At 58.4% G+C, this 13,748-nt stretch carries 13 protein-coding genes; 10 read left to right on the top strand and 3 right to left on the bottom strand.

Annotated features, from left to right (window positions below; genetic code table 11):
• Positions 1–16 precede the first annotated feature (16 nt).
• Together F8B91_RS07195 and F8B91_RS07190 are read left to right on the top strand one after the other, a co-directional pair.
• Positions 17–904: an alpha/beta hydrolase gene (locus F8B91_RS07195; protein ID WP_196502992.1), complete on the top strand. Its 888-nt coding sequence runs from the start codon at positions 17–19 to the stop codon at positions 902–904.
• A 142-nt stretch (positions 905–1,046) separates the two neighbouring features.
• On the top strand, positions 1,047–1,673 hold the full coding sequence (locus F8B91_RS07190) for an OmpW/AlkL family protein (RefSeq protein ID WP_196502991.1): 627 nt from the start codon (positions 1,047–1,049) through the stop codon (positions 1,671–1,673).
• Positions 1,674–1,685: 12 nt separating this feature from the next.
• On the opposite strand, the gene F8B91_RS07185 is transcribed toward F8B91_RS07190, so the two are convergent.
• The gene (locus F8B91_RS07185; protein WP_196502990.1) at positions 1,686–2,717 is read right to left on the bottom strand and encodes a lysine-2,3-aminomutase-like protein; all 1,032 of its coding nucleotides are present in this window, start codon (positions 2,715–2,717) and stop codon (positions 1,686–1,688) included.
• Positions 2,710–3,375, bottom strand: a complete 666-nt coding sequence (gene gph / locus F8B91_RS07180) for a phosphoglycolate phosphatase (RefSeq protein WP_196502989.1) — start codon at positions 3,373–3,375, stop codon at positions 2,710–2,712. The genes F8B91_RS07185 and gph overlap by 8 nt, the downstream gene beginning before the upstream one ends.
• Before the next feature lie 81 nt (positions 3,376–3,456).
• On the opposite strand from gph, the gene F8B91_RS07175 reads away from it, so the two are divergent.
• The 3 genes from F8B91_RS07175 to gor are packed head-to-tail and all read left to right on the top strand — an operon-like array spanning position 3,457 to position 6,994.
• Positions 3,457–4,932, top strand: a complete 1,476-nt coding sequence (locus F8B91_RS07175) for an NAD-dependent succinate-semialdehyde dehydrogenase (protein WP_196502988.1) — start codon at positions 3,457–3,459, stop codon at positions 4,930–4,932.
• Positions 4,929–5,633: a ribose-5-phosphate isomerase RpiA gene (gene rpiA / locus F8B91_RS07170; protein WP_196502987.1), complete on the top strand. Its 705-nt coding sequence runs from the start codon at positions 4,929–4,931 to the stop codon at positions 5,631–5,633. The genes F8B91_RS07175 and rpiA overlap by 4 nt, the downstream gene beginning before the upstream one ends.
• Complete coding sequence (gene gor / locus F8B91_RS07165) at positions 5,630–6,994, top strand: glutathione-disulfide reductase (RefSeq protein ID WP_196502986.1); 1,365 nt, start codon at positions 5,630–5,632, stop codon at positions 6,992–6,994. The genes rpiA and gor overlap by 4 nt, the downstream gene beginning before the upstream one ends.
• Here the strand turns inward: gor and sthA are convergent.
• Positions 6,991–8,397: a Si-specific NAD(P)(+) transhydrogenase gene (sthA, locus tag F8B91_RS07160; protein WP_196502985.1), complete on the bottom strand. Its 1,407-nt coding sequence runs from the start codon at positions 8,395–8,397 to the stop codon at positions 6,991–6,993. The genes gor and sthA overlap by 4 nt on opposite strands.
• 103 nt (positions 8,398–8,500) lie before the next feature.
• Here sthA and F8B91_RS07155 point away from each other — a divergent pair, with 103 nt between their 5' ends.
• The 5 genes from F8B91_RS07155 to F8B91_RS07135 are packed head-to-tail and all read left to right on the top strand — an operon-like array spanning position 8,501 to position 13,741.
• Complete coding sequence (locus F8B91_RS07155) at positions 8,501–9,019, top strand: sigma-70 family RNA polymerase sigma factor (RefSeq protein WP_196502984.1); 519 nt, start codon at positions 8,501–8,503, stop codon at positions 9,017–9,019.
• On the top strand, positions 9,016–9,783 hold the full coding sequence (locus F8B91_RS07150) for an anti-sigma factor family protein (RefSeq protein WP_196502983.1): 768 nt from the start codon (positions 9,016–9,018) through the stop codon (positions 9,781–9,783). The genes F8B91_RS07155 and F8B91_RS07150 overlap by 4 nt, the downstream gene beginning before the upstream one ends.
• Positions 9,784–9,824: 41 nt before the next feature.
• Positions 9,825–12,701, top strand: coding sequence for an isoleucine--tRNA ligase (gene ileS, locus F8B91_RS07145; protein ID WP_196502982.1), 2,877 nt, complete (start codon positions 9,825–9,827; stop codon positions 12,699–12,701).
• Complete coding sequence (lspA, locus tag F8B91_RS07140) at positions 12,671–13,195, top strand: signal peptidase II (protein ID WP_196502981.1); 525 nt, start codon at positions 12,671–12,673, stop codon at positions 13,193–13,195. Before ileS ends, lspA begins: the two co-directional genes overlap by 31 nt.
• Positions 13,196–13,249: 54 nt before the next feature.
• On the top strand, positions 13,250–13,741 hold the full coding sequence (locus F8B91_RS07135; RefSeq protein WP_196502980.1) for a hypothetical protein: 492 nt from the start codon (positions 13,250–13,252) through the stop codon (positions 13,739–13,741).
• Positions 13,742–13,748: the final 7 nt, after the last annotated feature.

The raw sequence follows: 13,748 nt of genomic DNA, 5'->3' as shown, positions 1-13,748 counted from the left end.
CAAAGGACGCGCGAAAATGCAAGAAGCGCTCTTCATTATGGGTTTTCTGGCGGGTGCCGGCCTTCTGGCCTATCACCATATGCCATTGGAAGTTCTGAACTCCATCATCCCCAAGGATGACGGAGCAAAGCGCAAGGCCTTTGATCTCCCTTACGGCCCGCATTACCGCCACAAGCTGGATATCTATACCCCCACAGAAGGCACCGGGCCCTGGCCGGTCGTGGTCTTCGTCCATGGCGGCGCCTGGAGCTATGGGTCCAAGAATTCCTATGAATTTGTCGGCCGAGCTTTTGCGGCGAAGGGCTATGTGGCAGTGCTGCCCAGCTACCGCCTCGCCACCAGCGATCCCTATCCGTCTTTTGTCAAAGATACAGCGCGGGCCATCAATTGGATCATCCGCAATATAGACATGTATGGCGGCAACGCGCAGCAGATGTTCCTTTCAGGGCATTCCGCAGGCGCTTACAACGTGGCGCTCGCTTTGCTGGATCAGCGCTACTTCGCCAAGTTCAATACGGACCTCTCAGGCATCAAGGGCGTCGCACTCCTGTCCACCCCGGCCGATTTCAAATTGTGCCAAAGCCGAATTGCCCAGGACGTATTCGGCCATGTGCAGGATTTTGATGCCACCCAGCCCGTGAATTATGTGCGCCCCGATGTGCCGCCGTTCCTGCTTTTGCACACGAAAGTGGACCATATGTGCCGCGCCTATAATTCCGTCTCGCTGCACAAAAGATTGCGTGCGGCAGGTGCCACAAGCAAGCTTCGGCTGTATAAAGATTGCTCACATGTGGGAATACTGCTGGCGCTGGCAAAACCCTTCCGCCACTACGCCCCGGCCTTAAATGACATGCTGGAATTCTTCGCGTCAACTAGTTCACGCAAGGCCAAATTCCTGAATTGACTATGCAATTTATAGGTGTGGCGTTTGTGACACACACTTGATTGCTGTGCATTGCTGCCTTGCCAAGATATTAATCAGCCGTTAAAAAGTTGACACAATCTTAAGGGTCGGGTTTCAGCGGCTCAGGGAAAAGGGGACGGATATGAAGAAGATTTTGGGAGCAATGGCTCTTTTCACGGCACTTTCCAGCCAGGCCCATGCAGCGGATGATTGGTTTGTGCATCTTGGTGTCACCGGTGTGCTCTTCAATTCCAGCCTTAAAAGCACGAACACCCCTTACACTGGCGCTTACGTGACAAACAATATCACCGGCACGGTTGAAGTTGGCCGTTACTTGACAGACGGCTTTGCCTTTGCGCTGTCGGCCGGCATTCCACCCACCAATGAGCTTCACGGCACTGCTGGCGGCGGCGCGGTTGACCGGCGTACTGGTAACGCGACTTACGGCTCAGTCATGGCGCTCGCCCAATACCACTTCAATCGCGACGGCCAGTTCAGCCCTTATATTGGTGCTGGTCTCGCCTACAACATAACCTTCTCGACTGCGCCGAACCCGGCGGCTGGTGTCACCGCTCTCTCAATTGACAATGGTTTTGCTCCTGTCGTGCAAGCGGGCGTGGATTACAAAGTGTCTAACAACATCAGCGTTTTTGCGGACGTAAAAAAGGAATTCTATTCCACCACCGCTCATTTTAACAACGGCCCGGGCTATGCCACTGTCCAACTTGATCCGTGGATTGTCTCGGCAGGTATCGGCTTCACGTTCTAAGTCAAACCCAATTCATTCCTGATAGCGATGTCGCCGGCCCTCTGGGTCGGCGATTTCGTATTGGCCTGGTGCCTTCTGGTTCAGTGAGACCGGCCCAATCGGCACCTTGCCAAAGCCGCCAGGAATATCGAGTACATAGGTTGGCTGGGCAAGGCCCGAAAGCTTGCCACGCAACTGGCGCATCAGGGCTTGGCCCTCAGCAATTGAAACCCGGAAATGGCTGGTGCCCTCCGCCTTGTCGAGATGGTGCAGGTAGTAAGGCTTCACCCGGTTGGCGATCAGCGCGCGGAATAGCGTGGCCAAAACCTCGGCGTCATTGTTCACGCCCTTGAGCAGCACGCTTTGCGAGAGCAGGGGAATGCCCGCCTTGTTCAGCCGCGCCAGGCCGGCGCAAACCGGCTTTGACAGCTCAGCCGCGTGGTTCACATGGATCAACATGAACAGCGCGCAGCGGGTTTTCAGGGCCTTGAGCAAGTCGCGAGTGATCCGTGCCGGTTCTACCAGTGGCACGCGGCTGTGAATGCGGATCACACTTACATGCGGGATCGCGGAAATCCGCCCGATGATCTCGGCAAGCCTGCGGTCCGAAAGCACCAGCGGATCGCCGCCGGTCAGAATCACTTCGTTCACTTCACTATGCACGGCGATATAGGCGTAGGCCGCCTCAAGCTCTGCCTTGCTCAAATTAGCTGCACTGCCAACCTTCTCGCGGCGGAAGCAGAAGCGGCAATAGACTTGGCAGGTGTGCGTCGGCGTCAACAGTAGCCGGTCGCGGTAGCGGTGGATGATGCCCTTCACCTTCTGGTGCGGCACGTCGCCAATGGGATCCGCCAGCTCATCTTCCCGCACGTCCAGCTCTTCGCGCGAAGGCACATATTGCCGGAAGATGGGATCATCGAGGCTGGCTGTCTTGATCTGCCGCAATACCTCCGGCGAAAGCCGCGTGGAGAACTTGTCCTCGACCGCAGCCAGCCTTGCAGCTTCATCAGCCGTCACCAGCCCCAGCCCGGCCAGCGCGCGGGCCGATGTGGCGGCTTTAGACATAGGCCTCAACCAGGCTCCAGGCCTCGTCGTAATGATCAATCACGTGATCAGGATCAAACGCCGAGACATGCTGCGGCGTATAACCGAAGCTCACCGCGATCACCGGCACGCCGGCAGCTTGGGCTGTGCGGATATCCGTCTCGCTGTCACCGAACATGATGGTGCGTTTGGCATCCACACCCAAAAGCCGCGCCACTTCGAAATAAGGCGCTGGGTCAGGCTTCATCACCGGCAATGTGTCGCCGCCCACCACCGCATCGAAATAGGACGCCAGGCCAATATCCTTGAGCAGCCGGTGTGACAGGCCTTCCAGCTTGTTGGTGCACACGCCCAGCTTGATGCCGCGCTGCCGGGCGGCCTTGAGCACTGGCTCCAACCCATCAAACACCTTGCTGCCCACGGCGATATTATCATTGTAATAATCAATGAACTGGTCGCGCAGCCCCAAAACGGTAGTCTCATCCGGAACGCCACCGGTGGCGGCAAGCCCTTGCTTAATCAGGCTCAAAGCCCCATGTCCTACGAACGAACGCAGCTGCTCGTCCGAAATCGCATTCCGCCCCGCCTGTTTCAGGGCATAGTTTGCGGCATTGATCAGGTCTGGCGCTGTATCGACTAGAGTACCATCAAGATCAAAAATCAGGGCTTCAACTGGCATGGGTCTTACTGTGTTGTTGGTCCGTTTGTGTGCCTTTAGCCGCTATGCTATGGGCACGCCATTGTAATTGTGGAGGCCGGAATGGACGTCGCCAAATCCCAGAATTTGAAGAACATCTTGAAGGACAAGAGCCTTCTCAAGGAAGCCTGCTACATCAATGGCGAGTGGGTCACTTCCAAAGACATGATCGATGTCACCAACCCGGTGGATGATGGTGTGATTGGCCAGATTCCGCGTTTGGGCAAGGCCGAGACCAAGGCCGCCATTGAAGGTGCTGAAAAAGCCCAGAAGGCCTGGGCCAAGAAATCCGCCAAGGAGCGCAGCATCATCCTGCGCAAATGGTTCAGCCTGATGATGGAGAACCAGGAAGACCTGGCCCAGATCATGACGGCAGAGCAGGGCAAGCCGCTGGCGGAAAGCCGCGGCGAGATCGCTTATGGTGCCAGCTTCATTGAGTTCTTCGCAGAAGAAGCCAAGCGCGTTTACGGCGAAACCATTCCGGTGCCGATGGCCAACAGCCGCGCCGTGGTCATCAAGCAGCCGGTCGGTGTGGTTGCTGCAATCACCCCGTGGAACTTTCCGAATGCGATGATCACCCGCAAGGCTGGCCCCGCACTCGCGGCAGGTTGCGCCTTTGTCTGCAAGCCTGCAGCTGAAACGCCGTTCTCGGCGCTGGCGCTGGGGGAACTTGCGCACCGTGCTGGTATGCCCGCTGGCATTTTCTCGGTGATCACCGGCAAGGCCTCGGAAATCGGCGGCGAGATGACCTCGAACCCGATCGTCAAAGCGCTGACCTTTACCGGCTCCACCGAAATCGGTCGCATGCTGATGGCCCAGTGCGCCCCCACCATCAAGAAGGTGGGCCTGGAACTGGGTGGCAACGCGCCCTTCATCGTGTTCGATGATGCCGATCTCGATGCTGCCGTCGCTGGCGCCATTGTTTCGAAATACCGCAATAACGGCCAGACTTGTGTCTGCGCCAACCGCATCTATGTGCAGGAAGGCGTCTATGATGCCTTCGCCGAGAAGCTGGCTGTTGCCGTGAAGAAACTGAATGTGGGTGACGGCGTCAAGGACGGTGTCACCACCGGTCCGCTGATCAACAAGGCCGCTGTCAAAAAAGTCGAAGAGCACATTGCCGATGCCACCGCCAAGGGTGCCAAGGTGGTGCTGGGCGGGCATTCCTTGGGCGGCAATTTCTTCGAACCGACAATCCTGACCGGTGTGACCTCTGCCATGGCAGTCGCCCGCGAAGAAACCTTTGGCCCGGTGGCTCCGCTGTTCCGCTTCAAGACCGAGGAAGAAGTGATCGAGCTGGCCAACGCCACCGAATTCGGCCTCGCCTGCTATTTCTACACGCGCGATATCGGCCGTGTGTGGCGCGTGGGCGAAGCATTGGATTACGGCATGGTGGGCATTAACGAAGGCCTGATTTCAACCGCCGAAGTGCCCTTCGGTGGTGTTAAGGAAAGTGGCATTGGCCGTGAGGGTTCATCTCACGGCATGGAAGAATATCTGGAGTTGAAATACATGTTGATGGGTGGCCTGGGAAAATGAGTGCGGATACACAAAAGAAAGCAGCCGCACTTGAAGCGCTGAAAGTTGTTACAGCAGATGTGAAAATCGGTCTGGGCACCGGCACCACTGCCAATCACTTCATCATAGCCGCTGCGGAAAAGGTGAAACGCGAAAAACTTAATACAATTTTCGTGCCGACATCTGCTGCATCTTACGCGTTGGCACAGAAGCACGGCCTCAATCTGCAGAATATCGAGGACAATGCCTTCCTGGATTTCACCGTGGATGGCGCCGATGAAATCGATCCGCAATTCCGCATGATCAAGGGCGGTGGCGGGGCCTTGCACCGCGAGAAAATCGTGGCCTCGTCGTCGCGCTTTGTAATCTGCATCTGCGATGAATCGAAGAAGGTCGAAACGCTGGGCAAATTCCCGCTGCCAGTGGAAGTCTCGAAATACGGCGTGAACCCCACAGCCTGGAAGATCGAACGCCTGCTGCACAATCAGGGCTTCACCAATGCCAAGATGCGCCTGCGCGCGCAAGTGGATGGCAAGCCTTTCGTCACTGAAGGCGGCAATGCGATCATTGACCTGCAGCTGGGCGCGATCCCCGATCCGGACCGGCTGGAAGCGTCGCTCAAGCATCTGCCGGGCGTGATTGAATGCGGGCTGTTCATCGGCATCTGCGGCATCGTGATGATGGCCACTGAAAACGGCGTTGAGGAGATCACCCGTCCGTGAGCAGTTACGACTACGACCTTTTCGTCATTGGTGCAGGTTCGGGCGGCGTGCGCGCAGCCCGCATTGCGGCCAAACATGGCGCCAAGGTCGCAGTCGCAGAAGAATACCGCGTAGGTGGCACTTGCGTCATCCGTGGCTGCGTGCCCAAGAAGCTGCTGGTCTATGCATCCAAATTCGCCGAGGAATTTGAAGATGCGATTGGCTACGGCTGGACCTCGGAAAAAGTGTCCTTCGATTGGTCCGTCCTGATCGAAAACAAGGACAAGGAAATAGACCGCCTGAACAAGGCCTATATCCGCAATCTCGAAGCCGCCGGCGCTGAACTGATCATGGAGCGTGCGACCTTGGTGGATGCGCACACGGTGCAACTGGCCACATCCGGACGCAAGATCACCGCGAAATATATCCTCATCGCCACCGGTGCCGCGCCCTTCATTCCGCGCCATCTGCCCGGCCATGAGCTGGCGATGTCCTCGAACGAGGCTTTCCATCTGGACCATCTGCCCCGCCGCATCGTGATCGTCGGTGGCGGATATATTGCGGTTGAGTTTGCCGGGATTTTCAACGGCCTTGGCGTGGAAACCATCCTGGTGCTGCGCGGCGACCAGATCCTGCGTGGCTTTGATGATGATTTGCGCAACCACCTCGCCGCCGAAATGAAGAAAAAAGGGATCGAGATCCTCACCAAGGCCGACATTGCTGCGATTGAACGCAGCGGTGACGGCGTGCGCGTCACGCTGGAAGACGGCCGCCAGATCGGCGCAGGTCAGATCATGTTCGCCACCGGCCGCATGCCCAATACGGTGGGCCTGAACCTCGAAGAGGCAGGCGTGAAGCTCACACCGCATTACGCCGTTGAAGTCGATGAATTCTCCAAGAGCTCGGTGGACTCAATCTATGCCGTGGGCGATGTGACTAACCGCGTGAACCTCACGCCCGTGGCCATCCGCGAAGGCCACGCTTTTGCCGACACGATTTTCGGCAACATGCCGCGCTCAGTGGATCACACGCTGGTGCCCACCGCAGTATTTTCGCAGCCGGAACTCGGCACCGTAGGCCTCACCGAAGCCCAGGCGCGCGACAAGCACGCCAAGATCGATATCTACAAGACCAGCTTCCGCCCGATGAAGCACACGCTCTCAGGCCGTGACGAACGCATGCTGATGAAGCTGATTGTCGATGGCGAAACCGACAAGGTTCTCGGCTGCCACATTGCCGGCCCAGATGCCGGCGAAATGGCGCAGCTGCTCGGCATCGCCATCACCTGCGGCGCCACCAAAGCGCAGTTTGATGCCACGCTGGCCGTTCACCCGACGGCTTCGGAAGAACTGGTCACAATGCGCGAAAAGTGGAAACCCTAGCTCGCAATCGGGTCCGGAGCACCCATGCGGTTCCAGGCATCAAGCCCAGCAATCTTGTAGGCCTCAGCCAGTGTCGGGAAATTGAAGGTGTTGTTGACGAAGTAATCGACCGTGCCCTTCAGGTTGATCACCGCCTGGCCAATATGGATCAGCTCAGTCGCCCCTTCTCCCACAATATGCGCGCCCAGCAGACGGCGCGATTCCAGTGAGAAGATCAGTTTCAGGAACCCGTTATTCACACCCATAATATGCCCGCGCGAGGTTTCACGGAACCGCGCCACGCCGCATTCATAGGCCTGGCCGGTCTTGCGCACGTCTTCTTCCGAAAGCCCCACGGTGGAAATTTCCGGCACGGCATAGATGCCGTAAGGGAAGGTTTCGGGCGGGGCAGGCAGATGCACACCGAAAGCGTGGCAGGCTGCAATGCGCCCCTGTTCCATGCTGGTGGAGGCGAGGCTCGGAAAGCCGATCACATCACCCGCCGCATAGATATGCGGAACTGAAGTCTGGAAGGTAGAATGATCAACCTCGATACGCCCGCGCGCATCGGTGGCAATGCCAACTGTCTCAAGCCCCAGCGTCGGCACATTGCCGGAACGGCCAGCCGCGTAAAGCAGCGCATCAGCCTTGATCAGGCGCCCGTCACTCAGCGTCACTTCCACCCCCTTGTCGGAGGCGGTGACCGTGGCAACAGTGGCACCCAGGCGGATCGACATGCCGCGGTCGCGCATCTGGTGCATGAAATCTTCCACCAGTTCCTTGTCGACGAATTCAAGAATGGTGTTGCGGCCTTCAATCAGCGTCACCGGCACATCAAGGGCAGAGAAGATCGTGGCATATTCCACCCCGATCACGCCGCCACCGATCACGATCAAGGTGCGGGGCAGGGTTTCGATGTCGAGGATTTCATCGCTGTCAAAAACCCGCTTGTGGTCAAACGGAATGTTGTCGGGGCGGTATGGCCTTGTGCCCACTGATATGAGCGCCTTTTCAAATTGCACTTCTGACACGTCCCCAAGCTCAGTCGTCAGCCGCGCCGTGTTGGAGCTGGAGAAATGCGCAGTGGCTTGCGTGCTCTTCACGGCGTTGCGCATGAACTGGTGCTGCAGCACTTCCACTTCATGGTCCAGGGTTTTGCGCAGGCGCTCGACCAGGTCGGCCGCCGAGATCACCTGCTTCACGCGGTAGCCGCGGCCATAGAAGCCACGCTCGCGCCAGCCGGAAAGATTGAGCACTGTTTCGCGCAGCGTCTTGGAGGGGATGGTGCCCGTATGCACGGATACGCCGCCCAGCCTGCGCCCCTTGTCCACCACCAGCACCGACTTGCCCAGCTTGGCTGACTGCACCGCCGCGCGCCGCCCGGCAGGACCACTGCCAATGACCAGCATGTCATATGAGTTCATGAATTCACCCCTGAATCACCGCGAATTATGACGCTATGTGGCATTTGCAACAAGAGAATATGACGTGGTGGAATAGCAGGCACAGCCTGGCGTAAGAGAAGGCATGGTGCATCAGGACTTTGCAAGCGAATTGGTGAAGGAAATTCCCCGTCTCCGCCGCTTTGCGCGTGGTTTGGTGAGTGATGCTGCCTTGGCCGATGACCTGGTGCAGGATTGTGTCGAACGCGCCCTCGTCAAACAGCACCTCTACGATACGGCGCGACCCCTGCGGGCCTGGCTGTTCGCCATCCTGCGTAATATCCATGTCAGTCAGTGGCGGCGAAACCAGCATTTTGGCGTGATGGCAGATGTGGATGGCCTGGAGGCCGATGAGCCCGCCGTGGCCCCGGCCCAGGAGCAGAACCTTTCGGTGACGCTGATTACCGATGCTTTGGACCTGCTGCCCCAGCCGCAACGCGAAGTGCTGATCCTGATCAGCTTGGAAGAGATGAGCTATAAGGAAGCGGCGGAAATCATGGGCGTGCCCATTGGTACCGTGATGTCGCGCCTGTCGCGGGCCAGATCGAATTTACAAGACCTTTTGGAAAAGCGCGGAACGACCGTTTTGCGCGTGGTGAAATGATGTTTGAAACAATTGAAAACTGGGCCCTTCACGCTTTTGCCGATGGCGAACTTCAGGGCGAGGAAAAGGCCAAGATCGAAGCGCTTCTCGCGACGGACGCCGAGGCGCGCCGCCTGCTGGAGGTGATCCGCCAGCAGAAGGCCGCACTGCATAAAACCTTTGATGGCGTACTCAATGAGGATGTGCCGCAGGCTCTTCTGCGTTCGGCGCGGCATGCACCCTTGGCCCGCTCTTGGCGTGGCTGGGCGGTGGCGGCCAGTGTTGCCGCCATGCTGGTCGGCGGCGTTGCCGGCTGGACACTGCGTGATTTCGCCGGCACCAGCGCGGTGGCCGAAGCACTACCCCAGCGCGCGCTGGATGCCTTTACCGTCTATGGCGGCGAGCAGCGCCATCCGGTGGAGGTGAACGCCGATGAGAAGGATCATCTGCAGAAATGGCTATCGAAACGCATCGGCGTGGCTTTCACCGTGCCTGATCTTTCTGCCCAGGGCTATGCGCTGATCGGCGGCCGCCTGCTGCCCCAGGGGGCCAGCCCCGCCGGGCTGCTGATGTATGAAGACGCCTCGAAAAAGCGCCTGGTGGTCTATGTGGCGGCCAATGCAGCTCAAAAGGATGCGCCCTTCAAGGTTGAACAGCACGGGCCGCTGGTTACCTGCTCATGGGTGGAGCCCAGCATGATCTATGCCATGGCTGGTCCCCAGTCCGAGGCGGAAATGCTCCCCTTGGCGCAGGCCGCCCATCAGGGATTTGACCAGAAAGGCTAAAGCCTTCCAAGAATGCGGAGGCTCTGATAAGAGCCCCGCTCATGACTGCCGAACCGAAAAAGACCGACCGTTACCGCGAAACCGTTTTCCTGCCCAAGACCGACTTTCCGATGAAAGCCGGCCTGCCGCAGAAGGAGCCCGAGCTCTTGAAGCGCTGGGCGGATATGGACCTTTACAAGATCCTGCGTGACAGCTCGAAGGGCCGCGAAAAGTTCGTGCTGCATGACGGCCCGCCCTATGCCAACGGCAACATCCACATCGGTCACGCGCTGAACAAAGTGCTGAAAGACCTCGTTGTGCGCTCGGCCCAGATGGCCGGCAAGGATGCCAATTATGTGCCCGGCTGGGATTGCCACGGCTTGCCGATTGAATGGAAGATCGAAGAGCAATACCGCGCCAAGGGCCAGAACAAGGACGCGATCCCGATCAACGAATTCCGCAAGGAATGCCGCGAATTTGCCACTCATTGGGTCAACGTGCAGCGCGAAGAATTCAAGCGCCTCGGCGTGGAAGGCGATTGGGACAATCCCTATCTGACGATGAACTTCAAGGCCGAAGCCATCATCTCGCGCGAGCTGCAAAAGTTCGCCGGTGACGGCCAGCTCTACCGCGGCTCCAAGCCTGTGATGTGGAGCGTGGTCGAGAAGACGGCACTGGCTGAAGCGGAAGTCGAATACGCGGACGTTGAAGTCGATACGATCTTCGTAAAATTCCCCGTCAGGAACGGCGATGGCGCTAAGGTTGTCATCTGGACGACAACGCCTTGGACGATCCCCGGCAACCGTGCCATCAGCTTCTCCTCGCGCATCAACTACGGCCTTTATGAAGTGACCGATGCGCCGGAAGGCAATTGGACGCTCAAGGGCGAAAAGCTTGTCGTTGCCGACAAGCTGGCCGACGACGTGTTCAAGGCGGGCCGCATCATTGCGAACCGTGTTTCCGATTTCAAACTGGCTGGCGTTTCCTGCGATCATCCGCTGAAGTCGCTTGGATATGACTTCACAGTCCCATTGCTCGATGGTGACCACGTCACCGACGACGCAGGTACCGGTTTCGTGCACACCGCACCTTCGCATGGTGCTGACGACTACAATGTCTGGGTCGCCAACCAGAAAGCCTTGCGCGATCGCGGCATCGAAACTGATGTGCCAACTCCCGTTGACGAGAATGGTTTCTACACCAAGGATGCGCCAGGCTTCGATGGCGGCCGCGTTATCGACCATCATGGCCGCTGGGGCGATGCCAACAAGCGCGTGATCGAATCGCTCAAAACTGCTGGCATGTTGCTCGGCCACAACCGCCGCACCATTTCCTATCCACATTCCTGGCGCTCGAAGAAGCCGATCATCTTCCGCAACACGCCGCAATGGTTCATCTCGATGGACAAGCAAGGCCTGCGCGACAAGGCGCTGGCCGCCATTGAGCAGACCGAATTTTTCCCGCCCGCCGGCAAGAACCGTTTGCGCGGCATGATCGAGTCCCGCCCCGATTGGGTGATCTCGCGCCAGCGCGCCTGGGGCGTACCGATCACTGTTTTCGTCAACAAGAAGAGCGGCGAAATCCTCAACGACATCAAAGTGAACGCCCGCATCTTTGAAGCGTTCTGTGAACATGGTGCAGACGCATGGTATGAAGAAGGCGCCGCCCAGAAACTCCTCGGCAACGAATACAAGGCCGATGACTTCGAGCAGGTGAAAGACATTCTCGACGTCTGGTTTGATTCAGGCTCAACCCATGCCTTCGTGCTCGAAGAACGCCCCGACCTGAAATGGCCGGCGGATGTTTATCTCGAAGGCTCCGACCAGCATCGCGGCTGGTTCCATTCCTCGCTGCTCGAAAGCTGCGGCACGAGAGGGCGTGCTCCTTACGATGCGCTCATCACCCATGGCTTCACCATGGCCGAAGACGGTCGCAAGATGTCGAAGTCGCTCGGCAACACGGTGGTGCCGCAGGAAGTGATCAAGAATTCCGGCGCTGATATCTTGCGCCTCTGGGTCGCCACGGTGGACTACAGCGATGACCAGCGCATCGGCAACGAGATCCTCAAGACCACGACCGAAACCTACCGCAAGCTGCGCAACACCTTCCGCTACATGCTGGGCGCACTCGAAGGCTATCAGAAATACGAGCATCTGAATTATGCCAAGATGCCGGAGCTTGAGCGTTATATCCTGCACAAGCTGGCCGAAGTGGGTGCAGAAGTGCAGGCCGCCTACAAGGTCTATGACTACAAGCGCGCCGTGGCCACGCTCACCAACTTCATGAATGTCGAGCTCTCGGCCTTCTATTTCGACATCCGCAAGGACACGCTCTATTGCGACCCGTTCTCATCCGACAAGCGCCGCGCCACCCGCACGCTGATGCACGAACTGTTCCATTGCCTCACCACCTGGTGGGCACCGGTTCTGGTTTTCACCATGGAAGAAGTCTGGCTCAGCCGTTATGCGGGCGAGGGCTCGTCAGTGCATCTGATGCAATTTGCTCAAGCCCCGTCAGATTGGCGTGATGAAGCCTTGGCCGAGAAATGGGCACTGATCCGCAAGGTGCGCGCCAGCGTCACCGGTGCGCTTGAGATCGAGCGGGCCAACAAGGTGATCGGCTCAGCGCTGGAAGCAGCCCCGGAAGTTTTCGTCTCGAGTGAAGACAACGCACTGGCAGCTGTGCAATCCATCGACTTTGCTGAAGTCTGCATCACCTCTGCCATTGCGGTGAAAGCAGGCGAGGGGCCGCAAGCCGCCTTCCGCTTGTCCGAAGCTAAAAACATCGCGGTGGTGCCGCACAAGGCCGAAGGCCAGAAATGTGCCCGCTCGTGGAAAATCTCCAAGGACATCGGTTCCGACAAGGATTTCCCCGACATCACGGCGCGCGATGCCGAAGCCGTGCGCGAATGGCAGACCCGCACCGGAAAAACAGTGTGATCAAGGCGCGTCTCTGGGGCCCGCTGACGCCTTTGGGGCTGGGCGTGGCCGCACTTTCATTCGGTCTGGACCAGAGCGTCAAATACTGGGTGATCTCGGTGCTCAATTTGCCGGAGCGCCGCGTGATCAATGTTACGCCCTTCTTCGACCTGGCCATGGCCTGGAACAAGGGCGTGTCTTACGGCCTGCTCACCACCCATCTGCAGGGTGCCCTGATCACCATCAGCCTATTGGTCAGCCTGCTTCTGTGGATATGGCTGGCCCGCAGCACCAGCGTGCTGAATGCCGCCAGCCTGGGCCTGATCGTCGGCGGCGCGCTCTCCAATGCGCTGGACCGGGCGGTGCGTGGGGCGGTGGCCGATTTCTTCTATTTCCATATCGACGGCCTGCGCCTGGCGCTGCTCGATTTCATTTTTAACCCTGCTGACATGGCCATCGTTGTCGGCGTGGCCCTCTTGCTGTATGACAGCCTGCTGGAACGGCAGAAATCCTAGCCATGGATTTGCCGCATTGCTGGGCAAATGCAGCCCCTGCAAAGAGTTGTGGGAATGTTGGGAATCTTCGGTAAGTCATTGATTGTGTGTGTGATCGGATCGGCCCTCGCGGGCTGCGCCGCCGGTTCTTCCTTGCTCAACGGCAAGGGCGCCGTGCCATCCGCCTCCAATGTGCCGGTGGGCAACAGCCTGACCATGCCGCCCGATCTGCAGCTGCAGGCCCCGCAGGCCACCTCGGACGCCTATCAGCCCAATGGCTATGTGGCGCCCCCGGTCAAAACCCAGCCCGGCCAGATGGCCAGCATGGCCCCGGCAGCACCGGCCTCGAACAATATCTACGGTGGTTCCGCCGCTCCTGCACCAGCCGCACCCACTGGCGATGCCTATGAGCAGGCTGGCATTTCGAAAATCGGTCCGGACGGAAAGCCCAAATCCATTGCCACGCTGAATAAGGAACTGTCGGCCTACTACATGGCAAAGAAGCGACAGCAAAATCCTGGCTATGGCAGCATCGGCAATATCGGTGCCATCTTCAGAGACGAATAGAACTTAC

Origin of the sequence: Aestuariivirga litoralis, assembly GCF_015714715.1 — a bacterium.
GTDB lineage: Bacteria > Pseudomonadota > Alphaproteobacteria > Rhizobiales > Aestuariivirgaceae > Aestuariivirga > Aestuariivirga litoralis_A.
This window is presented reverse-complemented; position numbering and strand designations above follow the sequence as displayed.